Here is a 17,813-nt window from a genome sequence, read left to right on the forward strand (position 1 = left end):
GGCCCCGTGAGGGGCCATGCCGGATCAGAACGAAGCAGCCAATGCCGGCTCCTGCTCTTCGACTTCACCTGCGGGCTCGCGCTCGGCGGACTCGATAGGCTGGTCGGCAGCGGTGTCGGCGGCATCCTCGGCTTCGGGCGCGGGTGCGTCCTCGGCCTGCGGCGCCTCGGCTTGCGCCTGGCTCGTCGGATAGACCTGGGTGCCGTCGATCTTGATCAGACCGATGTGGATCAGCGTCGATTCCAGGCTCGCTCCCGGCTCCCCGGCGCGCTCACCCTTGGTGCGGATGTACGGATCGATCTTCATGTCGTTCAACTTGAAGGCGATCAGCACCTTGCGGTCCCCTTCGATGGCCTGCACGCACCGGCGAACCAGGTGCTCGGCTTCAGGGGTGGCGACGATGGTGTCGAAGTACCGATAGTCCGGTTCACCGACAGGCCCGGCCAGAGCCGCGACGCAGCACGACAGGAACGGATCGCCATCCTTGGGGGTGACGTCCTTCGGACGGCTGAGGTAGCCGATGCCGCGGGTGATCAGCTCGTGCTGCTTGATGGAAGCCAGTTCGGCCCGGTCAAGCGGCTCGGCCTTGAGCAGTCGCGCCTTGAGGGACGCGGCGGCTTCACCCTTGCGCTCGCCCTTGTCGCGGATGTACGCATCGCCCCACAGGTCGCCGAGGCGGAAGCGCACCAGCGGGCGCTGCTTGGGATCGTCAACGCCGATGTAGCGCTGGACGAGGTTCTTGGCCTCGGCACCCGAGACCTTGACGTCGAAGTAGCGGTAGCTGGGGTCCCTGGCGGGGCCGACCAGCGCGGCAACGGTGCATGCCAGGAAAGGCTGCGCACGGCGGCCGCCCCGGACAGGCACTTCACGGACACGCTGGATGTAGCCGATGCCCGAGGTGTGGAGGTCGAAATACGATTTCTCGTTGGACGTGGTGTTCATGGTGAATCTCCATAGGGAAGAAGCGGAGACACACCAGCCCCACGCATGCGGGGAAAGGTGCGTAACCCCGCGGTGGGTCGATAAGGCGAAAGCATCCGCCACCAGAGACTGGTGGCCGCTCGCGGATGGATGCGGTGCGAGCTGGCTCGGTCACGCAGTGGGAACTGCGACGCAACCTCGAAGACCGATGGTTGCCTGGCATGTCGCTGACAACGTCAGCAGGCATGGGGTCAGCATGGCCGGGCCTCGCGCGCGCGACAGCAATCAATCGTCATCCGGGCGCTTCCCATTTTTTCCAGGCTGCCCAGTTCCGCCCAAAAGAAAGCCCCCGAAATGGGGGCTTCAAGGGGTATGCGGACATTTTTGGACTACGCCGATTCCACCGCCGCCAGTGACAGATACGTAGCGGTGGCGGACAGCTCCAGATCATCTGAGCTTTGCAGAATGCGAGTGAAAACGCTGTCTTTCGGGTCGAAGAACTCGCCGAAATCGTCGCCGCCAAGCTCGGCGCGTGCCAGTTCCCACCAGTCATCGAACGGGTCGGTATCCGGGTTGCAGCCGACGGCATAGGCCAGCAGCTTCACGCGGCCATCGGGGCGGCGCTCTCCGCGCTCGGCGAGGAAGTACACGCCCTGGTCCTTGGCCAGGGCGACGCGGCATTGGTTGGCGATGGCCTCGGCAAGCACGGGGCGCAGGTCGGAGCCTCTGAATCGCAGTGACATGGTTGAAATCTCCTGTATGGATGAAGAAAAAAGCCCTCCACCGAAACGGATGGAAGGCTTGTGGGGCAGTCGCCGGTAGGCTGTGGACTGATCAGTCGTGCCGCTAGGCTTCCTGTCTGGCGCGTCAGGCTGGAACCGCCTGACGTTGACGAGAGGCTTTGGCGTCGATCACGCTCACGCCGATCAGGCGCCAGCGCCCGTCGTCGATGAGCCGCTCCAGCACTTCACCGAGCATGTCGAAATACACCTCGTCGTGCCTATCGATCAACTCACCGTCGCGGTGCAGCTCCACCACGTAGGTGTCGCCGCCACGGTCGTAGAGGATCGTCACCTGACCCTCGAACTTGGTGGTTGAGACCGTGAAGCTGATCGCCGGCGGGGTCTCGATGATCTTGGAGGGCTTGGGATCGACCCAGGCGAAGTCGCGGGCACCTGCATCGACCAGCATGTGGGTGATGCACCGGAACCCGTCGGGCGCGGGCATCTCCTCCAACTGCTCGATGAGTTGGCCCAGCTCCATGCACTGCGGCTCGGGAATTGGCAGCTTGGCGGGTGCTTTGCCAAGGATATGCCTCGTGATGGTGTAAGGCGTGCCATCCGAAGTCTTCTCGGTGACGACTTCCGGGGTGTCCGCGCGCAGCCCGTCGAAACGTCGCCGGGCGTAGGGTTGGACATGGACCTTGGCGCCCTCGCTGGGAACGGTGGTCACCAGGTTGGGATCGAGCACGGCGAACTCGGAAGGCTTGAGCTTGACGACGATGGCATCGTCGGTCGCGGAGACCACCTTGCCGTTGAAGGGCTGAGGGTCGATGGCGAAGCCCAACGTCGAGGACTGCGGCTGATCATCGAATACGCGGTATTTGAACGAACGCACGTTGCGAGGCATATGGCCCGCGACAAGCGAAGGCATCATGGATTTGATGAGGGAACGGTCCATGGGAATCTCCTTGAGGAAGAACAAGGGATTCCCCGCCCGCAAGGGAGAGGTCCCTTGTGGGTGGCGTGAACGGACGGGGTACGTCCATAGGAAGAAACGACCAGCACGGTTTCCCGCACTTGCAGCCTTGAAGGTCTCGGCTGCCAGGGCATGTGTCGGCAACGCCGACGAACATGGAGCAAGGATGGCTCTGGAATGGGCGGCCTGCCCGCAAGAAATCGCACAGCGTCGCACCCGCTTTCCTGCGCTGCGGACAAGAAAAAGCCCCTCGAAAGGGGCTTGGTTGGGTCAGGCTTCGTACACGAAGTAGTGCTCGCGCTGACGTGGGAAGAAGACATGCTTCCATGTATCGCCGCTGGTGTTGCCACCGTCGAAGACGACCATTTCGTAGTCGTCAATGTCGGTGTCCACCAGGTCGGCGCTGGCGATATGGCGCATGTGCAGCGTGCCGCTCATGCGCTCGAATACCAGGATCTGGCCGATGGCGTCGTCCTGGCCCATGGCATTGACGCAGGCGCCGAGCTGGTGCTCGAAGTCTGGCGTGCGCGAGATGAGGTCGGGGAACATGAGGTTGCTCCTATGAAAATGGATCAGCCCGGTTCCGGGAGGGAGACGGGCCGGTATGGGGGAGAACAAAGAGGAAGGATGTTGCGTCGAGCGGCTGCTAGGATTCGGCCAACGGCAGGCCCAACAGCACGGGTGCGTCGGCGTCGAGAATCAGGATGCGCACATCGGCCTGGCCAGCCAGTTCAATGACGTTCGCCAGGTCATCCGGCATACCCTTGCTTCGGTGCTCCTGGCGAAGCTGCTCCGCACTGATGCCCTCGGCGTGGTCCAGGTTCTTGTCCGTCCAGGGGGTGGAGATCAGCTTGATGCCGATCGCCGGGCTGTACGGAACCCGGAACGCGATGAACAGGAAGGCCTCCGGCGTGGCGAGGTCTGCCAGGTTGGCGAGGTATTGGCTGGTTTCCTCGCTTATGTGCGCGCTGCTGATTTCCCAGCACCGGCTGTAATAGCCGGTCTCGAAACTCAGGCGCTGTACGACCTCCCGCGCTGCCTCTGCCGAATAGGCGTCGCCGACGTGGATGGGGCGGCCGTCGAAGTCATCGCCATGGATGGCATAGACCACGGCGCCGATTACGCCTTCGCCGCTGACACCTTCTCCGGCATCGCATTCGGCCAGTACCTCGGCACTCACGGGTTCGGGACCATTCCTGACTACGGCGAAATCGCTGGTGACGATGCACGAGGATGAAATCATTTCCTCGTCGGAAAGGTGCTTTTGGCTCGGGTGGATGATTCGCCAGACATGCGGGCTTCCATCCTCGTAGCTGATGCACAGCGTGCGGACGATTTTCAGATTCCAGTATCCGCGGAGAAAGGGATTGGGTTTCAGGGACATGGGAACTCTCCAGATTTGAATAATGGAGCCAATCCCCGCCACCGGGAATTGGACCCGGTGGGTTGAAAGTGGAAAATGCGTCAGTCGGCGCTGATCGTTGACGTCTGAGCCAGCCGTTCGGCGATGCGATGGCGCACATTTAGGCGAAATTGCTCATCGGTGATGCCGGCAAGCAGGTTGGCGGCCTCCAGCGCGATCAACGCTGAGGCCTCTTCGATGTCGGCGGCCAGGATGGTGTTGCGCAGTTGATCGCCGAGTTGAAGCGCCTGCGAGGACGTTCTGAAGACCTGGACCTCGCGGCTCAGGTAGCAGCCGTTGCCGCCGAACTCGAATAGCCTTGGCTTGCTGCAATACCAGCAGCCCTCAAACTGTATGGCGGTCAGGTTATGGCCATCATCGAAGCGGGTAGCGATCAGAAGCAGGGCTTCCAGGTCCGCGCTGTCCTCGAAGTGGTGGTGCTCTATCAGGTTCTCCAGCTCCCCGTCCTGGTCAGCACCGAAGTGCGCGGCCAGCCGTTCAAGCAGAGGCGGAATCGACAACTCTTCGTCGTCGGGCATGGGGATTCCGAGTTGTGTGGCCAGGTTTTCCAGACCGTCCAGCACATCTGTCCAGCGTGGATCATTGGTCTCGGCGATCTGGGCGATGTAGGCCTGCCCATTGCCGGGATGGTTTTCGTCGAGCGCGAAGGCATCGAACAGTGCCTTGATGACGGGAGTAACGCGGTCGAGCACGAGAACGCCCGTGCCTTCGTAGTAGTTGTTTGCCATGCTGGCTCCTTTCGAGAAGAGCGGAGCCAGCCCCTGCGGACGATGGCATCCGCAGGGAATAGCCCAGGGCCGTTGGCGCCGGGCGATGGGGAAGAAAAATTGAGGGACATGGCCTTATGAGCGCATGTCCCTCACGGGAGGATCGAGAAGACAGTGGCGTGCCGGAGACCGACTCACCAACCGCTGTAGTTCACCAGCAGGTCGGCGATGACCTTGCGGCGTTCCAGATCGAGACCGTCGAAGTCCGACAGCCCGTGGAAGTGGCAGCGCTTGAGCATGGCACCGCCCTCGCGCGCGTTGTAGAAGCTGACCATGGCGGACAGGAACATGCGTTCGCCGCTGCTCAGGACGCCGAGGGCATCGTTGAGCCGCAGCATGTCGGGACGCAAATCCCACTTGGTGTTGGCCCGGTTCAGGCCTTCACGGGTGCCGTCGCCGAACCACTCGGGACCAGCAATCTCGACACCGCGCTTCCAGGCCTCGAAGAAGGCTTGGGGCGCGGCAGCGAAATGCTGCTCTTCCCGCATGATCTGATCGACGACTTCCCGCGGCAGTAGCTGGTTCATGATGTGATTTCTCCAGTTGGATCAGGGAATGGCGAGCTGGGACCAGCCGCCTCTTTCGAGGGCGCGTTGAGCCGCGGCATAGCTGCGGAAGTACTCGCGGGATTCCCGCGAAACGGGACCTTCGGTATCGCGCGTGCCGATGTAGTGGCCGGCGGCGCTTTGCAAGACTTCGAGCGGCAGGAACTTGCCGCAGTAGGTCAGGGCCAACTGGCCGAAAGAGGCTTGCTGGGACATGGACGGGCTCCTTGGAAAAGCGGGGCCTTGTCCCTCACGGGATGGCAGCTCCCGCACGCGGTTGATAAAAAGCATCAGCGTCACGGGGACGCTCATCCGCAGAATTGATGCGATGCGGACTGGTGGGTGACGCGGGAGAGACCCGCGGCAGCCTGGAACCCTGGCTGCTGGCATGTGCTGACGAATCAGCGAACATGCGGGCAGCTTCTTGCGAGGGCCGTGCTGCGTCAGTTGGAAAACCGCATCCGGCACAGCCCCGATTGATGGGCTCAGAGAAAAGAAAAGCCCCGCGTCGAGTGCGGGGCTGTCAGGAGGGTGCGGTGGTGCTGGGTCAGTCGGGCTTGTCGCCCAGGACATGCTGCTTCCACAGGTCGAATGCCTGCTCGGGCGGCAGCTCGGCGAGGATGACGATGGGCTGGGCCTGCCGGGCGCGCAGCGAAGCGAAGTACGACTTGCGGTCGGCGATGGCCTTGAGCTTGATGCCCTTGATGAACAGCAGTTTGCGGTCCTTGATGAACAGCACCTTGTTGCCGATGTCGCGGTTGAACGCGGCTCGCACCTTGCGTTCCGCGTGCATGGCATCGGCCAGCTCATCGACCAGGAAGTCGAGCGTCATGGCGATGTAATGAGGGTCTTCACCCTCGTGGCCCAGGTCGAGCGGCGCAGGCGGCAGGCCCTTGGCGAAGGCTTCGGCCTGCGCCAGCAGCGCCGCCTTGCCGTTGAGTGCGTGGAGGAACGTCGAGCCGCCGTGGCCGTCGTTGCGGGCCTCGGCGATGGGAATGCCGTCGAACACGATGGTCGCGGTGAAGCACAGCGTTTCCTCGCTGGCGAAGTCGGCCACCTTGAGGTTCTTCAGCGTGATGCGGTCTTGCTTGGTGATGGTTTCCATGGGAGATCCTGAAATCGACCGGGTGGCGACATGCCCCTAACGGGACGTGGCGACCATCCCGTGGGTTGGAGAAAGGAGGCATCGATGCCCCGGTGGGCAGCGTTCGCCGGTGAGATGCCGAAGCGAACTGGTGGGTGGCGTGGGCGGAACCCACGGCAGCCTTGACACCCTGGCTGCGGGCTGCTGCCGATACATCGGCAATGCAGGGAGAGAATGGCGCGGCCGGCAGGCTGCGTCGTCGATCAATCCGAATCGGTCAAGTCCGTCTTGTGCAGGCACTGCACCAGCCGGTTGCCCAGCCAAGCCATGCACGGGACGGCCATGGAGTTGCCAATCGCCTTGTAGCGCGGAGCGTCTGCGGCAGGCTTGCCGCGATACGGGATCAGCGTGTAGTCGTCGGGCATGCCCTGCAGCCGCTCGCACTCCATGGGCATCAGCCGCCGCACCCGCCATTGCGACCAGTCCGCTGCACCGGATTCATTCCAGTCGTAGCGGAAATGTGCCTCGAAGTCGGGGGCCAGGACATGGGGCTTGTCTGCGCCGCCGCCGCTGGTACGCAACGCCGCTGCAACGCTTCCGCCCAGTTCGGCGGCAAGACCCTGCGTCCGTCCCCGCAGGGCAACGCAGGCCACCATCGGCACACCGTAGCCCGGCTTGCCGTTGGACAGGACGGTGCAAGACACCTGTCCATGCCCCGACTCGAAGCGCACTTCGCCGCGGTTGTTCTGCGCGAAGGCGATGGCGGGTACGACGCCTGCGTTCGCATGGCTGTTGCGATGCCCGCCGGCACGCAGCGTCGGCGTCAGGTCGATCGTGGCGTCCGCGCCGCTGCCCTGGGCGGTGAAGGCGATGATCGGCACGCCCTTTCCCGTACCGTCCTCGCTGCTGCCCTTGCCGTTGTTGGCGGTGTCGAGGGTGTGGGCGATGCTGCCGGCGATGGACTGCACCATGAACGTCTCGGTGCGGATGTCGTGCTTGGGACCCGCGGCCATCAGGCATGCCGCAACATCGACGGGGCCGATGCCGCCGCTGAATCCGAACGTCGTCGTGACCTTGCCGTAGGGCTGGTTCAGTCCAGCGAATCCTGCGTATCCGCCTGCTGCAGCAGCACCCGATCCAGCAGCGCGGGCAGCTTCTTGCCACGGCGCGCGGCCCGCAGAAGAATCCCCGCGCAGGCCTGTGCGCTCAAAAAGTACTTCGGAGGGATCGAGGTCATCACCACCACATGCCACAAGAAACACGCGCTTGCGGCGTTGGGCGACACCGAAATATTGAGCGTCGAGCACGCGCCAGGCGATGCGGCGGCGGGGTCCAGACACACAACCAGCGTGCGCCCATTTTTCCCCTGGCGGCTGGAGCGCACGGCTTTCTCCGGCCAGTGCTCCCAGGAAATGCCCGAAGGCATTGCTGCGGTCGTTGAGGACGCCGGGGACGTTTTCCCAGACGAGCGTTGCCGGCGGGCGGCGGTCTTGGTGGCGGGTTTGGTCGATGGCATTTGCAAGCTCCACATAGGCAAGGGTCAAGGCGCCGCGCGGGTCGTTCAGCCCCTGGCGCGCGCCGGCAACGCTGAACGACTGGCACGGCGTGCCGCCGACCAGGATGTCGGGCGCCGGCACGATGCCGGCGCGCACCTGACGGGCGATCGCGGTCATGTCGCCCAGGTTGGGCACATGGGGGTAACGGTGGGCGAGCACGGCGCTCGGGAACGGCTCGATCTCGGCGAACCACGCGGCTTTGAGGCCGAGGGGTTGCCATGCGAGGCTCACGGCCTCGATGCCGCTGCACACGCTGCCGTACAGCAGTGGCGCGGCCTGGGGCGCACCGCGAAGGGTGCAAGGTTGCGGGTTCATGTCGGGTCTCCTGTTCGTGTGGCCCGGGGCGGGCCGGGACGTTGATAGGCAGGAGAAAGGCGCCGAAGGCCCTGCGGCCTTCGGCTCGGGAGGACAGAACCACCCGTGGGCTGGTGCAGGCCCGGTCGTCGCTAGAACCGTCTGCTCATCAGCAATCACACCCGGCGCATGTCGTGGTTCGCGCCGGCATCGTCTGGCGCACATCCGCGCACAAAGGGAGCCCGTTTTTGCGCCGGCGGGCACCGGCACCGAATACCGCTGACCACGAAGGGTCTCCGGGTGGCTCGCGCAGCTTGGCAAGCCACCGGGGGACCCTTCGCAGAGGCGGGAGAAATGCAGATCAGCAGAACGCGCAGGAGGCGGTTCGCGGAGAAGCTACCTTCAGGTCCCGCGGCCGGGGACGGCCAGGCGGGACGCGCACACGGACAAGAAGGCGTTGCGCGCTGGGCGTCCCGCAGGGCGTGCGGAACACAGGCCGCGCCGCCGATGGCGGGCACGGCTCACGGGGAACGGGGTCGGTCAGGAGCCTTTGCGGCCGCTGCGGCGCGGGCGCGAGGCACCACGCCTGGACGTGCCGGATTCGACCGGCAGCGTGCCTTTGCAGTCGGGGTAGCGACTGCACGACCAGAATGGGCCGCTCTTGCCGGTGCGCTGGCGCGTCGGTGCGCCGCACTGTGGGCAAGGCGGTCCGTGGGGAACCTTGATGGACAGGGACGTGCTGCCGTACTGCGCGATCAACTGTGAGATCCATGCAGCCTGCTTGCCGATGAATACGTCCAGCGTGAGCTGTCCAGCTTCGATCATGTCCAGCGCCTGTTCCCAGACGGCGGTTGTCCCTGGGTCGGCAATCGCTGTGGGCACCGCGTCGATCAGGGTGAAGGCCGCATCCGAGGCACGGATGGCGCGGCCCTTCTTCACGAGGTAGCCCCGCGTCAGCAGGCCACTGATGATGTTGGCCCGCGTCGCTTCGGTGCCGATGCCGACCGTATCCTTGAGCTTCTGTTTCAGGCGCGGGTCCGAGACCAGTTTGGCGACGCCCTTCATGGACTTGACCAACTCGCCCTGCGTATAGGGTCGAGGGGGCAGCGTCTTGAGCGCCTTCAGATCGACGTCGGCCACCTGACATGCCAGGCCCTCGCGCAGCGCGGGCAGTACCTGGCTGCGCGCCGCAGGGTCGCCATCCTCCTCGGATTGCGGTTCGGCCAGCACCAGGTGCCAACCCTTGACGACGACCTGCTTGCCGGTGGCCGCCAGCGTCTGCTGGCCGCAGGAGAGGTTCGCCACAGTGCGGTCGAACTCGTGGTGAGGAAGGAATTGCGCCAGGTAATGCGCCCGGATCAGCCGATACACTGCCAGTTCTTTCTCACTCATGGTCGAGAGGTTCGCCGGTTCGAGCGTCGGGATGATGCCGTGGTGAGCAGACACCTTCGCGTCGTTCCAGGCGCGTGAGCGTTGAGTGCGGTCGAGCTGGTCCATGATCGGTCGCAGCAAGGGATCGGTCTTGACCAGGCTGTCGAGGACCGTTGGCACCTCGGCGAACATGCTTTCGGGCAGGTAGCCCGAATCGGAGCGCGGGTACGTCGTGGCCTTGTGCGTCTCGTATAGGGCCTGAGCAATGTCTAAGGTCTCCTGCACATCGAGCCCAAGCTGCCTGGAACACACCTCCTGCAAGGTCCCCAGGTCGAACGGCAGCGGCGGGCCTTCCCGCACGCGCTCGGTTTCGACCGCCACCACCTGGGCGCTGTCCGCGGCGCGGATCTGCTGCGCGGCGTGCTGCGCGATGGGCTGCTGCAGGCAGCGGCCGGCGTCGTCGGTGCATGTGTTCGGGGGAACCCACTGCGCGGTGAAAGCCTGGCCACCAGCGGACAGGGACACGTCGATGGCCCAGTACGGCACGGACACGAAGGCGGCGATCTCGCGGTCGCGGTCCACGACCAGTTTGAGCGTGGGGGTCTGGACGCGGCCGACCGACAGCACGCCGTCGTAGCCAGCCTGTCGTCCCAGCACCGTGAACAAGCGGCTGAGGTTCATGCCGACGAGCCAGTCCGCCCGAGAGCGTGCCAGCGCCGAGTAGTACATCGGCAACGTCTCGGCCGATGGCCGGAGCTTGCCGAGTGCCGCGCGGATGGAAGCATCGTTGAGCGCCGACAACCACAGCCGTTCGATGGGGCCGCGGTAGCCGCACAGGTCGATGATCTCGCGGGCGATCAACTCGCCCTCGCGGTCGGCATCTGTGGCGATGACAAGCTGGGTCGCCTTAGCCAGAAGCGCCTTGACGACCTTGAACTGCGTGGCGGTCTTCGGTTTGACCTCGACCCGCCAGTGCTGAGGAATGATGGGCAACTGCTCGATGGACCAGCGCTTCAACTGCTCGTCGTAGGCTTCGGGCGCTGCGGCTTCTACGAGATGGCCGATGCACCAGGTGACGGTGACGCCGGAACCGTTGAGGCAGCCTTCAGCGCGCTGCGTGGCACCGAGAATCCGGCCAATGTCTTTGCCCTGGGAGGGCTTCTCGCACAAGAACAGCCGCATGTCCGTCCATCCCGATTCCCGTTGTTCATGGAGTTGCTGGAATCGAGGATGCCGAGCGCCACCTGGGGCAGCAGCAAACAAGCCGCATGCGGCGGTGACCGCTTTCACGGGATGGAATGGCTTGTGCGGGGGTGGCGCGTGGCCGCAGGTGTGCGGACCGGGAGCCGCGATATGAGGGAGCGCGTGAAAGTCGGTGGACGTTGGTGGAGCTATCCCCTGGGGATAGCTCGCGAGCGCATGGAGGGCGGCGAAGACGTGCGACCGCCCTCCATGCCGGTTCACTTCCTGCGCTTGGATTCTTTCGGCGCAGCCGGTTCCTGCGCGGCCTGGGGCTTGGGCTCTGCCTCTTGCGGCTTCGGGCTGAGGGTCACGGATTCGATGCGGTACGGCAGGATGCCGACGCTGCGCGCGTTGATCTGCCAGGTCTCGCGCGGCTGATCCTCGTTATCCGTCCAGGGTTCGCGCTCCATGCGGCCGACGACCAGCACGCGCATGCCTTTCTGGTACAGGTCCTTCCAGTGCTCGGCGTCGCGGTGCCAGATTTCCACCGGCGCCCAGAAGCCGCCCCGGTCCTCGAACGTGCCATCCTTCTTCGGCACAGGGTTGTCGAAATAGACGTTCAGGCGTAGCAGGCGACTGGGTTCGTCGTTGCCGTTGGGGAATTCGCGGTACTCCGGTGGCGAACCGATGTTGCCTTCGCCGGAAAAATGCGTGCTCATGATGTGATCTCCGTGGTGGTTGAAATACCCGTGCCTCGTCGGCGCCGGGAGCGTGCTGGGTGCCCGGCGCAATCACCGATCGCGCATTGCGGCGGGAATGGGCGTGAGCCGGCGCAGGTAGGCGTCGTCCGCCTCGGCCGCCTTGCTGGCGCATTCCTGCGCCTGCCTGCCCAAGGTGTGCAGCAGGCTGATCTGCATGTTCAACGTGATGCGCTGCAGCTCGATCGCGTGCAGGTCGGCCAGCAGGTTGACGGGTGTGCTGCTGCTGGCGACCAGCTCCCGCCACAGCGCCACGCCCATGGCCGACCTGTCGTGTCTGCGCCAGCGCAAGAAGACGGTTCCTGCGCCAGTGGTCTGTTGGGCCAGTTCGATGGGCAGCAGGTGGAAGGGGTGCCCGCATGCCTGCTCCAGTACCTGTCGCTGTGCCAGGGCAATCAACTCGTCGCGCATGGCGAAGCACTGGCTGGCCCAGGCCTCGAAGTCCCCTTTACCCTTAAAAGGCTTTAAAAGGCCTTTTAGATAGGCCGCGTGTTCCAGCCGCATGAAGGCACCCTGTTGCAGGCCTCGGAAGTAGCGGGTCGGTGGGTTCGGATCGCTCATGCCGGCTCGTCCTCGCCGGCTGCGGCTTCGGGCGACTCTGCGGTGGTGGTTTCATCGCCGAGCAGTGATGCTTCGGCAGGACCGTCGCCGCGCTGCTTCAGGCCACGGCGCACGATGGGCGGCGCAAACTTCGACCGGCGCGTGCCTTCCAGCACGTCCTGCGGCAGTTCGCCATACTTCTCCAGCGCTGCCCGCGCTGCGGCATTCTTCGACGCGAAGTCATCGCGTGTGCAGCCCGAATAGCGATACTGCTGGGCCAGCGAGAACAGGCTGCGCAATGAATGTGCGCCCTCGTTGAGCCAGCGTTCCAAGGTGCTGCGGTCAATGAGCGCGGTGTGATGGGCGAGGATCAGCTTGCGGGCGATGTCGTCGTAGTCGGCCAGGAGATAGACCGCGGCAAAGCCGAGCTGCGCGTTGACGAAGAGCGGGAGCTTGACCGGCTGCACGTTGAGGTTTTCGCCCAGGCTGAGCGCCGGCGGCACACTCGCCAGCGCCTGGTCCACCTGCTCGCGCAGCGATTGCAGCGTGACCTTGGTGTGGTCGAGCTTGTCCTCGATGCGCAGCATCCACCAGTCCGAGTACGGATCGTCTTGTTCTGAGCCCCGCCGCATCTTGTTCATCTGAGCGATATAGCCATTCAGGCCGACGATGCCCGGTCGCCCCTCGGCGGCGGCGCGGCCATGCCAGATGCGGGAAGCGTGATGGGTGTGCAGGGTCAGCGACATCGCACTGCGCAGGGAGCCGAGATTCAGTTGCAGAGGTTCATTGGTTGCCATGGTGTCTGCTCGTTGTTGGAAAAGGAGCGGCCAGCTTCGACAGGAAGCGGAAGGCAGTCAGTCAAGAATCCGAATCCCGGCGGGCCCCGGTTTAGGGCGTGGCGGTTGCATGCGGCGCGAGCTATCCCCAGGGGATAGCTCCATGGAGCGCTAACGAACGCTGCACGCCGAGATCAGGGGGGACAACGCCGATGCTGCGGCAGATGGTCGATCCCAGGCCTGCGACAGCTTGGCGTTGTGCCCAGCAGCGGAACTATCCCCAGGGGATAGCTCTACTGGCGGCCATGGGCATCTAGTTTCACCGCCTGGCATGCCGACTCATTTGCTGGCGAGCAGATTGCGTAGCCGCTCGATGTGCTGCTTGGCGACTTCTGGCGGCACTGGCTTACCCTGCGGCTGAGGTGGCGGTGCTGGTGGTGGTCGCTCGTTTGGTGGGACGGATGCCGATGGCGCGTCTTTCTTGGCCCAGGCATTGAACTCGCCATGGATGGCGCGCTGGATGATGCCGAACAGATACCCCGCAGGATTGCGTATGCCATGACTGCTGCATCGTGTGGCCCATTCGTCCAGCACGGCCTGTCTCAGCGCGGCATCAACCTGCTGCAATGCCACCCTGGCACCTGTCTGCTGCTCTGCCTTCAGTTCCGTGAAGCGCTTGGGCCATTGCAGATCGCCCAGCGCGCGCGCCTGCGCGGTAGTACGTACTTCATTAATACGACTACTACGTACTGTACGGGCCTGCTTCGGATTCCGAAGAGAGGCGTTTGGCACGGGTTTCGCCCCTGCTTCGGATTCCGAAGATGGGTCATCCGCATTCCGAAGAAGGCTCGATACTCCTTCTTCGGAATCGTGGGCGGCGTCCTCCTGTGGATAACTTGCGGCGGCCGTGATGCCTTGGCTGGCGAGGCGTTCTGCCAGAACCTGCAGCCGCGACGGCAATGTGCGCCCGGAGAGCAGCGGATCTTCCGCGATCTCCTTAAGGGTGTTCAGGCCGACCATCTGGACGGCCTTGGCCGAATGGCCGAGGGACTGGCTGACCAGTGCCAGGTAGTCGGCGTCGAGCTGCATGGCCTCGAAGGGCGTCAGCGGTTCATCGTGCAGAACGTAGAGGTTGCCGAGGATGCGGCCGGTCTTGGGGTCACGCCGTCGCCGCACCAGGCTCAACCATCGGGTGAGGCGCAACAGCGTCAACGCTCGGGCCACGGTTTCATGCGAGGCCTGCCCGGCGCAGGGCATCGATGCCAGCCAGGGTCGAAGCTGCTCATACGTCGGGAAGGCTGTCACGCCATCGTCGTTGAGCATCAGCCGGAACACCTGCCAGGCGTTGCGCTCCAGCGGCGTAAGGCGACGGTCGAGGAACAGTCGCCGCGGCACGGTCTCATGCCGGTTGCCGCTGAAGAGGAAGGCATCGCCGGACGTGGCGGGCGTCGGCGCAGGCATAGGTGCTGGCGCACTGGGCTTGGGCACGAGGTCTTTCAAGGCGGCGTCGAACAGGTCCGCGAGTGCGACGGGGCCACGGCGTGGTGCGGTGTCGTCCACGGCCATGGCTCAACCCAATCCTTGATCGACCCAGCTCTTGATCGAGGCCCAGACCACCGACAGAGGCAGCGACATGCCTTCGGCCAAGTCCATGGCGGCGTCGAGAATGGAGGTTTCGTCTTCGAGATCGACATTCCTGCTGCCGGTCACGGCCTTCCATTGCCGCCACAGATCCGTGTCCTGTTTCTCGTCCAGCACGGGGTGGCGGCCCTTGCGCTTGGGCAGGCCGAGGATTTCGCGGCGAAGCGCCACCTCTTGGTGGGTCAGGCCATAGAACCGACTGACCATCTCGGTGCTCGCACCCAGCCTGAGCATGCGATCGACCGTGGCGATTTCCTTCTCCACGTCCTGCGCCTGCTTGAGTAGTCGCCGGAGCACTTCGCGGTTGACCGTCACCGAGCACCAGGAGACGTTGGCGTTGGCGAGCACGCTGATCAGCGCGGGATGCTTGAGGGCGTCCAGTTCTTCCTCACCAAACCCCATCAGTTTGCACCGGCGCAGTTGCCCATTGCGCAGGTCATAGAGGGCCTGCGCGATGACGGCCTGGTTGAGTGGGTGTGGTGCGGACATGCTGGCCTCCCTCGCTCACGTTCCAAGGTCCGCAGCGCCGGCTTCAAGATCGAGCAGGCGCCGGGCCAGCCGCAGCAGCCGGAACAGCTTGACCAGCGCGGTGTCGCTCAATCGCTGGGCCGCATCACCCTGGCCGTGCAGCAATGCCGGCAGGTCGATGACGATTTGCCCGTCGTGCAGACCGACGTCGGCGGGCCGCTGACCGGCCAGGCACGCCAACAATGCGAGGACGGAACGGCCCAGCGGCGCCGGACTTTGGGTGCGGGCCCGGCAGGCGAAACCGATACCCTCTGCACGGTCATCAATGCACTCGTCCAGGTCTGCCTCGCTCGCGATTTCGCGGGCGAACTGTGCGATGTGGATGCGCAAGCGCTCGGCAGTATCCAAGCCGGGATCGATGTACCAGACATCGGAGATCGGATAGAGCCCGCCAGCCTGCACGGGGATGGACTGCAAGACGCTCGCCGAGAAGTCGGGAGGCAGCGCATCGCCCAACTGATCGGCGACCATGCGCTGGATGGACTGGAGCCGTTCGGTCGTCGGTGCCGGCGAAACGATGTGCTCCCGAAGCAGATCGCTCCCCGCCGCAGGGCTGGCCGGACCCGCCTGACTGGTATCCGTGTCGCTCTCGCGCGCAGGTCGGCCTGCAGGCGGCGCTGCCGATGCAGCCCCTGCGGTGGGTGGCGCGGTGTTGGCAGTTGGGCGCGCGATGGTTTCCGACTCCGGCTCCGGCAACGCAGGCGGCGTCGAGGGCGGCGTTGGGTCGCTGATCAAGGCGCGCTGCCGGCTTTCGGATTCGGTCATGTCCAGGGCGAGCACGTCGTAATTGACACCCAGCAACTCGGCCATCTGGCCGATCAGCTCGTCCTGTACGCGCTGCGCGGAGAACTCGTCGGCCTGGACGTCGAATTGCGACAGCGCTTCCTGGAAAAATTCGTCGAAGTCCTGAACCAGGGAGCGGCCCTTGGCGTAGCGCTCCCACGCGAGCATGCAGGCTTTGCGCATGACCGACAGGCGTTCGACCTGATGGCGACCGAGGCCGCCATAGAGCACGGTGGGGATCGCGGGCAGGAGATACTGCACCGCGTCGTTCATGCGGCTGATGTGCGACTGTTGTACCGGGAAGCCATCGGCAGCGAGGCGGCGGGCCAGCTCGGACTGGCTCAAGGTAGTGCCGCTTTCTTGCTCGTAGAACTCGCGTGCCTTCTCGACGCCGAGGGCGCGCTCGATGAACGTGAGGCCCCCGCGTAATTCATTCTCGGCCAGGTGGCCGGTCAGCATGACGACTTCGCCGCGGCTGGGCCACGGCCGGAACAGGCACGATATACGGAAAAACCGCTCGTCCTTGGTCTCTGACCATAGTTCGCGCAGGATCGCCAGCCGCGTATTTCCGCCGTTGCGGATGATGTAGTGGTCCTCACCTGGTCGGCGAGTGATGGCCGGCGCCGCGTCCAGACCGCGCTCGCGGATGGACGCCTTGATTTCCTCGTAGGCCGGGTTGCGTTTTTTCCTGGGATCGTGGTCGTAGGGGCGCAACTGATCTAGGGTCACGACCATGGGTGTGTCGGCGATCGGGTCGCTCAAGGTCGAGGCTGACGGGCCGCTGCGCTCGAACCCGGCCGCGAGCAGCTTGCCAGCCATCTGCTGGGAGGTGATCTCAGCCATGGCCGCCTCCCTGCGCTTGGTATCGGGCCTCGCGCTCGGCGCGGCGGATTTGCGCACGGGCATTCAGGGTCGCCCGGTGGTCACTGGCCGTCGAGCTGGTGTAGATCGCGGCGCAGCCAGGCTTGGTGAACTTGAGGTGGCCGCCAGGCGTGCGTTTGACGTGCCAACCTTCGCCAACCGCGAACTCGATCAGGGCGCGAAGCCGCTTGTGGCCTCGGGCAAGCTCATGTGCGTTCGCCATGGAACCTCCCGGCATCAAGAGGGTGTGGCGGACGGCCGGACACCATGGCAAATCGGTGCCGCCATTGCGGAAATAGTTCGTCTGCGAGGCCGCGCATGGTGTCGAGCGCGGCGGGGGCGACTCTGCCCGGCGGCTGGCGGTATTCGACCCGATGCACTGGCAATCCGCGCGTAGCTGCACGCGGATACGCCTCGATGGCCGGCACGTCGGTGGCCAGCACGCGGATGCCGGCATGGTCCTGGAAAAGATCGCGCAGGGCCTGCTGGATCAGCCGTGCATTGGCTGACACAGGGTGGACGCGATTGATGAGCAGATGCAGAGGTGGAGGCTCGATGCCCAGGTGCCGGTAGGGCGCAATGTCTTCGAGCAACTGCATGGTGCCGCGCCGCAGCTCGCGCGCCGCGAGGATTTCCGGGGTCACGGGCGACAGCGCGAGGTTGGAGGCGAGTACCGCCATCTCCAGCAGCACCGATCGCGCGCCTTGGGTGTCGATCAGTACCAGGTCATAGAGAGGCGCCAGGACCGGCAAGAGATGGCGCAACCGCAGGCGGCCATCCGGCGCGTGCAGCAGCAAGGTGTTCAGCTCGCCTCGGTGGTCGTTGGAGAGCACCAAGTCCAGGCCCGCGACGATCGTGCGGGACACAAGCAGCCCGAGGTCGCGCTCGTTGAAGGCCAGCAACTCGTAGATGCCACCAGGTGCGCGGTGACCTAGCTCGTAGTACGAGGACAAGGTGGGCTGCACGTCGAGGTCGAGCAGTAGCACACGCAGCCCCGCGTCGGCGGCAAGCCCGCCGAGGTTCGCGGCCGTGGTGGTCTTGCCGACGCCACCTTTTGTTGAAATGATGGATACGACCTGCATGGC

General features: G+C 64.7%; 19 protein-coding genes. All 19 read right to left on the reverse strand.

What is annotated here, in order from left to right:
- Window positions 1-24 precede the first annotated feature (24 nt).
- The 19 genes from N879_RS09930 to N879_RS10020 all read right to left on the reverse strand — a co-directional run bounded on the left by N879_RS09930 (window position 25) and on the right by N879_RS10020 (window position 17,810).
- On the reverse strand, window positions 25-942 hold the full coding sequence (locus N879_RS09930) for a DUF3577 domain-containing protein (protein WP_009459698.1): 918 nt from the start codon (window positions 940-942) through the stop codon (window positions 25-27).
- Window positions 943-1,310: 368 nt separating this feature from the next.
- Window positions 1,311-1,664 (reverse strand): DUF3085 domain-containing protein, encoded by a 354-nt coding sequence (locus N879_RS09935; RefSeq protein ID WP_009459699.1) that lies wholly within the window; start codon window positions 1,662-1,664, stop codon window positions 1,311-1,313.
- 124 nt (window positions 1,665-1,788) lie between these two features.
- On the reverse strand, window positions 1,789-2,601 hold the full coding sequence (locus N879_RS09940) for a hypothetical protein (protein WP_019726335.1): 813 nt from the start codon (window positions 2,599-2,601) through the stop codon (window positions 1,789-1,791).
- Window positions 2,602-2,889: 288 nt separating this feature from the next.
- Window positions 2,890-3,168, reverse strand: coding sequence for a hypothetical protein (locus N879_RS09945; RefSeq protein ID WP_009459701.1), 279 nt, complete (start codon window positions 3,166-3,168; stop codon window positions 2,890-2,892).
- A 97-nt stretch (window positions 3,169-3,265) separates the two neighbouring features.
- Window positions 3,266-4,003 (reverse strand): DUF5983 family protein, encoded by a 738-nt coding sequence (locus N879_RS09950; protein WP_009459707.1) that lies wholly within the window; start codon window positions 4,001-4,003, stop codon window positions 3,266-3,268.
- Between the two features lie 80 nt (window positions 4,004-4,083).
- On the reverse strand, window positions 4,084-4,770 hold the full coding sequence (locus N879_RS09955) for a hypothetical protein (RefSeq protein ID WP_009459708.1): 687 nt from the start codon (window positions 4,768-4,770) through the stop codon (window positions 4,084-4,086).
- Window positions 4,771-4,943: 173 nt separating this feature from the next.
- Window positions 4,944-5,336 carry a hypothetical protein gene (locus N879_RS09960; RefSeq protein WP_009459709.1) on the reverse strand — a complete coding sequence of 131 codons (393 nt, stop codon included), beginning with the start codon at window positions 5,334-5,336 and terminating at the stop codon, window positions 4,944-4,946.
- Between the two features lie 21 nt (window positions 5,337-5,357).
- Window positions 5,358-5,570 (reverse strand): hypothetical protein, encoded by a 213-nt coding sequence (locus N879_RS09965; protein ID WP_003290186.1) that lies wholly within the window; start codon window positions 5,568-5,570, stop codon window positions 5,358-5,360.
- Between the two features lie 331 nt (window positions 5,571-5,901).
- Entirely contained in the window at window positions 5,902-6,459 is a 558-nt protein-coding gene (locus N879_RS09970) for a hypothetical protein (RefSeq protein ID WP_009459715.1), read from the reverse strand.
- A 242-nt stretch (window positions 6,460-6,701) separates the two neighbouring features.
- Window positions 6,702-8,309 (reverse strand): DNA cytosine methyltransferase, encoded by a 1,608-nt coding sequence (locus N879_RS09975; protein ID WP_009459716.1) that lies wholly within the window; start codon window positions 8,307-8,309, stop codon window positions 6,702-6,704.
- A gap of 519 nt (window positions 8,310-8,828) precedes the next feature.
- Complete coding sequence (locus tag N879_RS09980; RefSeq protein WP_009459717.1) at window positions 8,829-10,841, reverse strand: DNA topoisomerase III; 2,013 nt, start codon at window positions 10,839-10,841, stop codon at window positions 8,829-8,831.
- 278 nt (window positions 10,842-11,119) lie between these two features.
- Entirely contained in the window at window positions 11,120-11,560 is a 441-nt protein-coding gene (locus tag N879_RS09985; protein WP_019726334.1) for a single-stranded DNA-binding protein, read from the reverse strand.
- 72 nt (window positions 11,561-11,632) lie between these two features.
- Window positions 11,633-12,160 (reverse strand): DUF3158 family protein, encoded by a 528-nt coding sequence (locus tag N879_RS09990; protein ID WP_009459718.1) that lies wholly within the window; start codon window positions 12,158-12,160, stop codon window positions 11,633-11,635.
- Window positions 12,157-12,936 (reverse strand): PFL_4669 family integrating conjugative element protein, encoded by a 780-nt coding sequence (locus tag N879_RS09995; protein ID WP_009459719.1) that lies wholly within the window; start codon window positions 12,934-12,936, stop codon window positions 12,157-12,159. The genes N879_RS09990 and N879_RS09995 overlap by 4 nt, the downstream gene beginning before the upstream one ends.
- A 318-nt stretch (window positions 12,937-13,254) precedes the next feature.
- The gene (locus N879_RS10000) at window positions 13,255-14,481 is read right to left on the reverse strand and encodes an STY4528 family pathogenicity island replication protein (RefSeq protein WP_009459721.1); all 1,227 of its coding nucleotides are present in this window, start codon (window positions 14,479-14,481) and stop codon (window positions 13,255-13,257) included.
- 3 nt (window positions 14,482-14,484) lie between these two features.
- Window positions 14,485-15,045 carry a DUF2857 domain-containing protein gene (locus N879_RS10005; protein ID WP_009459723.1) on the reverse strand — a complete coding sequence of 187 codons (561 nt, stop codon included), beginning with the start codon at window positions 15,043-15,045 and terminating at the stop codon, window positions 14,485-14,487.
- Window positions 15,046-15,060: 15 nt separating this feature from the next.
- The gene (locus tag N879_RS10010) at window positions 15,061-16,710 is read right to left on the reverse strand and encodes a ParB family protein (RefSeq protein WP_009459725.1); all 1,650 of its coding nucleotides are present in this window, start codon (window positions 16,708-16,710) and stop codon (window positions 15,061-15,063) included.
- Window positions 16,703-16,951, reverse strand: coding sequence for a hypothetical protein (locus tag N879_RS10015; RefSeq protein ID WP_019726333.1), 249 nt, complete (start codon window positions 16,949-16,951; stop codon window positions 16,703-16,705). The genes N879_RS10010 and N879_RS10015 overlap by 8 nt, the downstream gene beginning before the upstream one ends.
- Window positions 16,935-17,810 carry a ParA family protein gene (locus N879_RS10020; protein WP_009459727.1) on the reverse strand — a complete coding sequence of 292 codons (876 nt, stop codon included), beginning with the start codon at window positions 17,808-17,810 and terminating at the stop codon, window positions 16,935-16,937. Before N879_RS10020 ends, N879_RS10015 begins: the two co-directional genes overlap by 17 nt.
- Between the last annotated feature and the right edge of the window lie 3 nt (window positions 17,811-17,813).

This window comes from Alcaligenes sp. EGD-AK7, from assembly GCF_000465875.3.
In the GTDB taxonomy this organism is placed as follows: Bacteria; Pseudomonadota; Gammaproteobacteria; order Burkholderiales; family Burkholderiaceae_B; genus Alcaligenes; species Alcaligenes phenolicus.

Coding starts and splice junctions, on each gene's coding strand:
- N879_RS09935 (WP_009459699.1), bottom strand. CDS start 1,664: ATGTCACTGCGATTCAGAGGCTCCGACCTGCGCCCCGTGCTTGCCGAG.
- N879_RS09975 (WP_009459716.1), bottom strand. CDS start 8,309: ATGAACCCGCAACCTTGCACCCTTCGCGGTGCGCCCCAGGCCGCGCCA.
- N879_RS09970 (WP_009459715.1), bottom strand. CDS start 6,459: ATGGAAACCATCACCAAGCAAGACCGCATCACGCTGAAGAACCTCAAG.
- N879_RS10015 (WP_019726333.1), bottom strand. CDS start 16,951: ATGGCGAACGCACATGAGCTTGCCCGAGGCCACAAGCGGCTTCGCGCC.
- N879_RS09950 (WP_009459707.1), bottom strand. CDS start 4,003: ATGTCCCTGAAACCCAATCCCTTTCTCCGCGGATACTGGAATCTGAAA.
- N879_RS10020 (WP_009459727.1), bottom strand. CDS start 17,810: ATGCAGGTCGTATCCATCATTTCAACAAAAGGTGGCGTCGGCAAGACC.
- N879_RS09995 (WP_009459719.1), bottom strand. CDS start 12,936: ATGGCAACCAATGAACCTCTGCAACTGAATCTCGGCTCCCTGCGCAGT.
- N879_RS09985 (WP_019726334.1), bottom strand. CDS start 11,560: ATGAGCACGCATTTTTCCGGCGAAGGCAACATCGGTTCGCCACCGGAG.
- N879_RS09990 (WP_009459718.1), bottom strand. CDS start 12,160: ATGAGCGATCCGAACCCACCGACCCGCTACTTCCGAGGCCTGCAACAG.
- N879_RS09955 (WP_009459708.1), bottom strand. CDS start 4,770: ATGGCAAACAACTACTACGAAGGCACGGGCGTTCTCGTGCTCGACCGC.
- N879_RS10000 (WP_009459721.1), bottom strand. CDS start 14,481: ATGGCCGTGGACGACACCGCACCACGCCGTGGCCCCGTCGCACTCGCG.
- N879_RS10010 (WP_009459725.1), bottom strand. CDS start 16,710: ATGGCTGAGATCACCTCCCAGCAGATGGCTGGCAAGCTGCTCGCGGCC.
- N879_RS09960 (WP_009459709.1), bottom strand. CDS start 5,336: ATGAACCAGCTACTGCCGCGGGAAGTCGTCGATCAGATCATGCGGGAA.
- N879_RS09965 (WP_003290186.1), bottom strand. CDS start 5,570: ATGTCCCAGCAAGCCTCTTTCGGCCAGTTGGCCCTGACCTACTGCGGC.
- N879_RS09980 (WP_009459717.1), bottom strand. CDS start 10,841: ATGCGGCTGTTCTTGTGCGAGAAGCCCTCCCAGGGCAAAGACATTGGC.
- N879_RS09930 (WP_009459698.1), bottom strand. CDS start 942: ATGAACACCACGTCCAACGAGAAATCGTATTTCGACCTCCACACCTCG.
- N879_RS10005 (WP_009459723.1), bottom strand. CDS start 15,045: ATGTCCGCACCACACCCACTCAACCAGGCCGTCATCGCGCAGGCCCTC.
- N879_RS09945 (WP_009459701.1), bottom strand. CDS start 3,168: ATGTTCCCCGACCTCATCTCGCGCACGCCAGACTTCGAGCACCAGCTC.
- N879_RS09940 (WP_019726335.1), bottom strand. CDS start 2,601: ATGGACCGTTCCCTCATCAAATCCATGATGCCTTCGCTTGTCGCGGGC.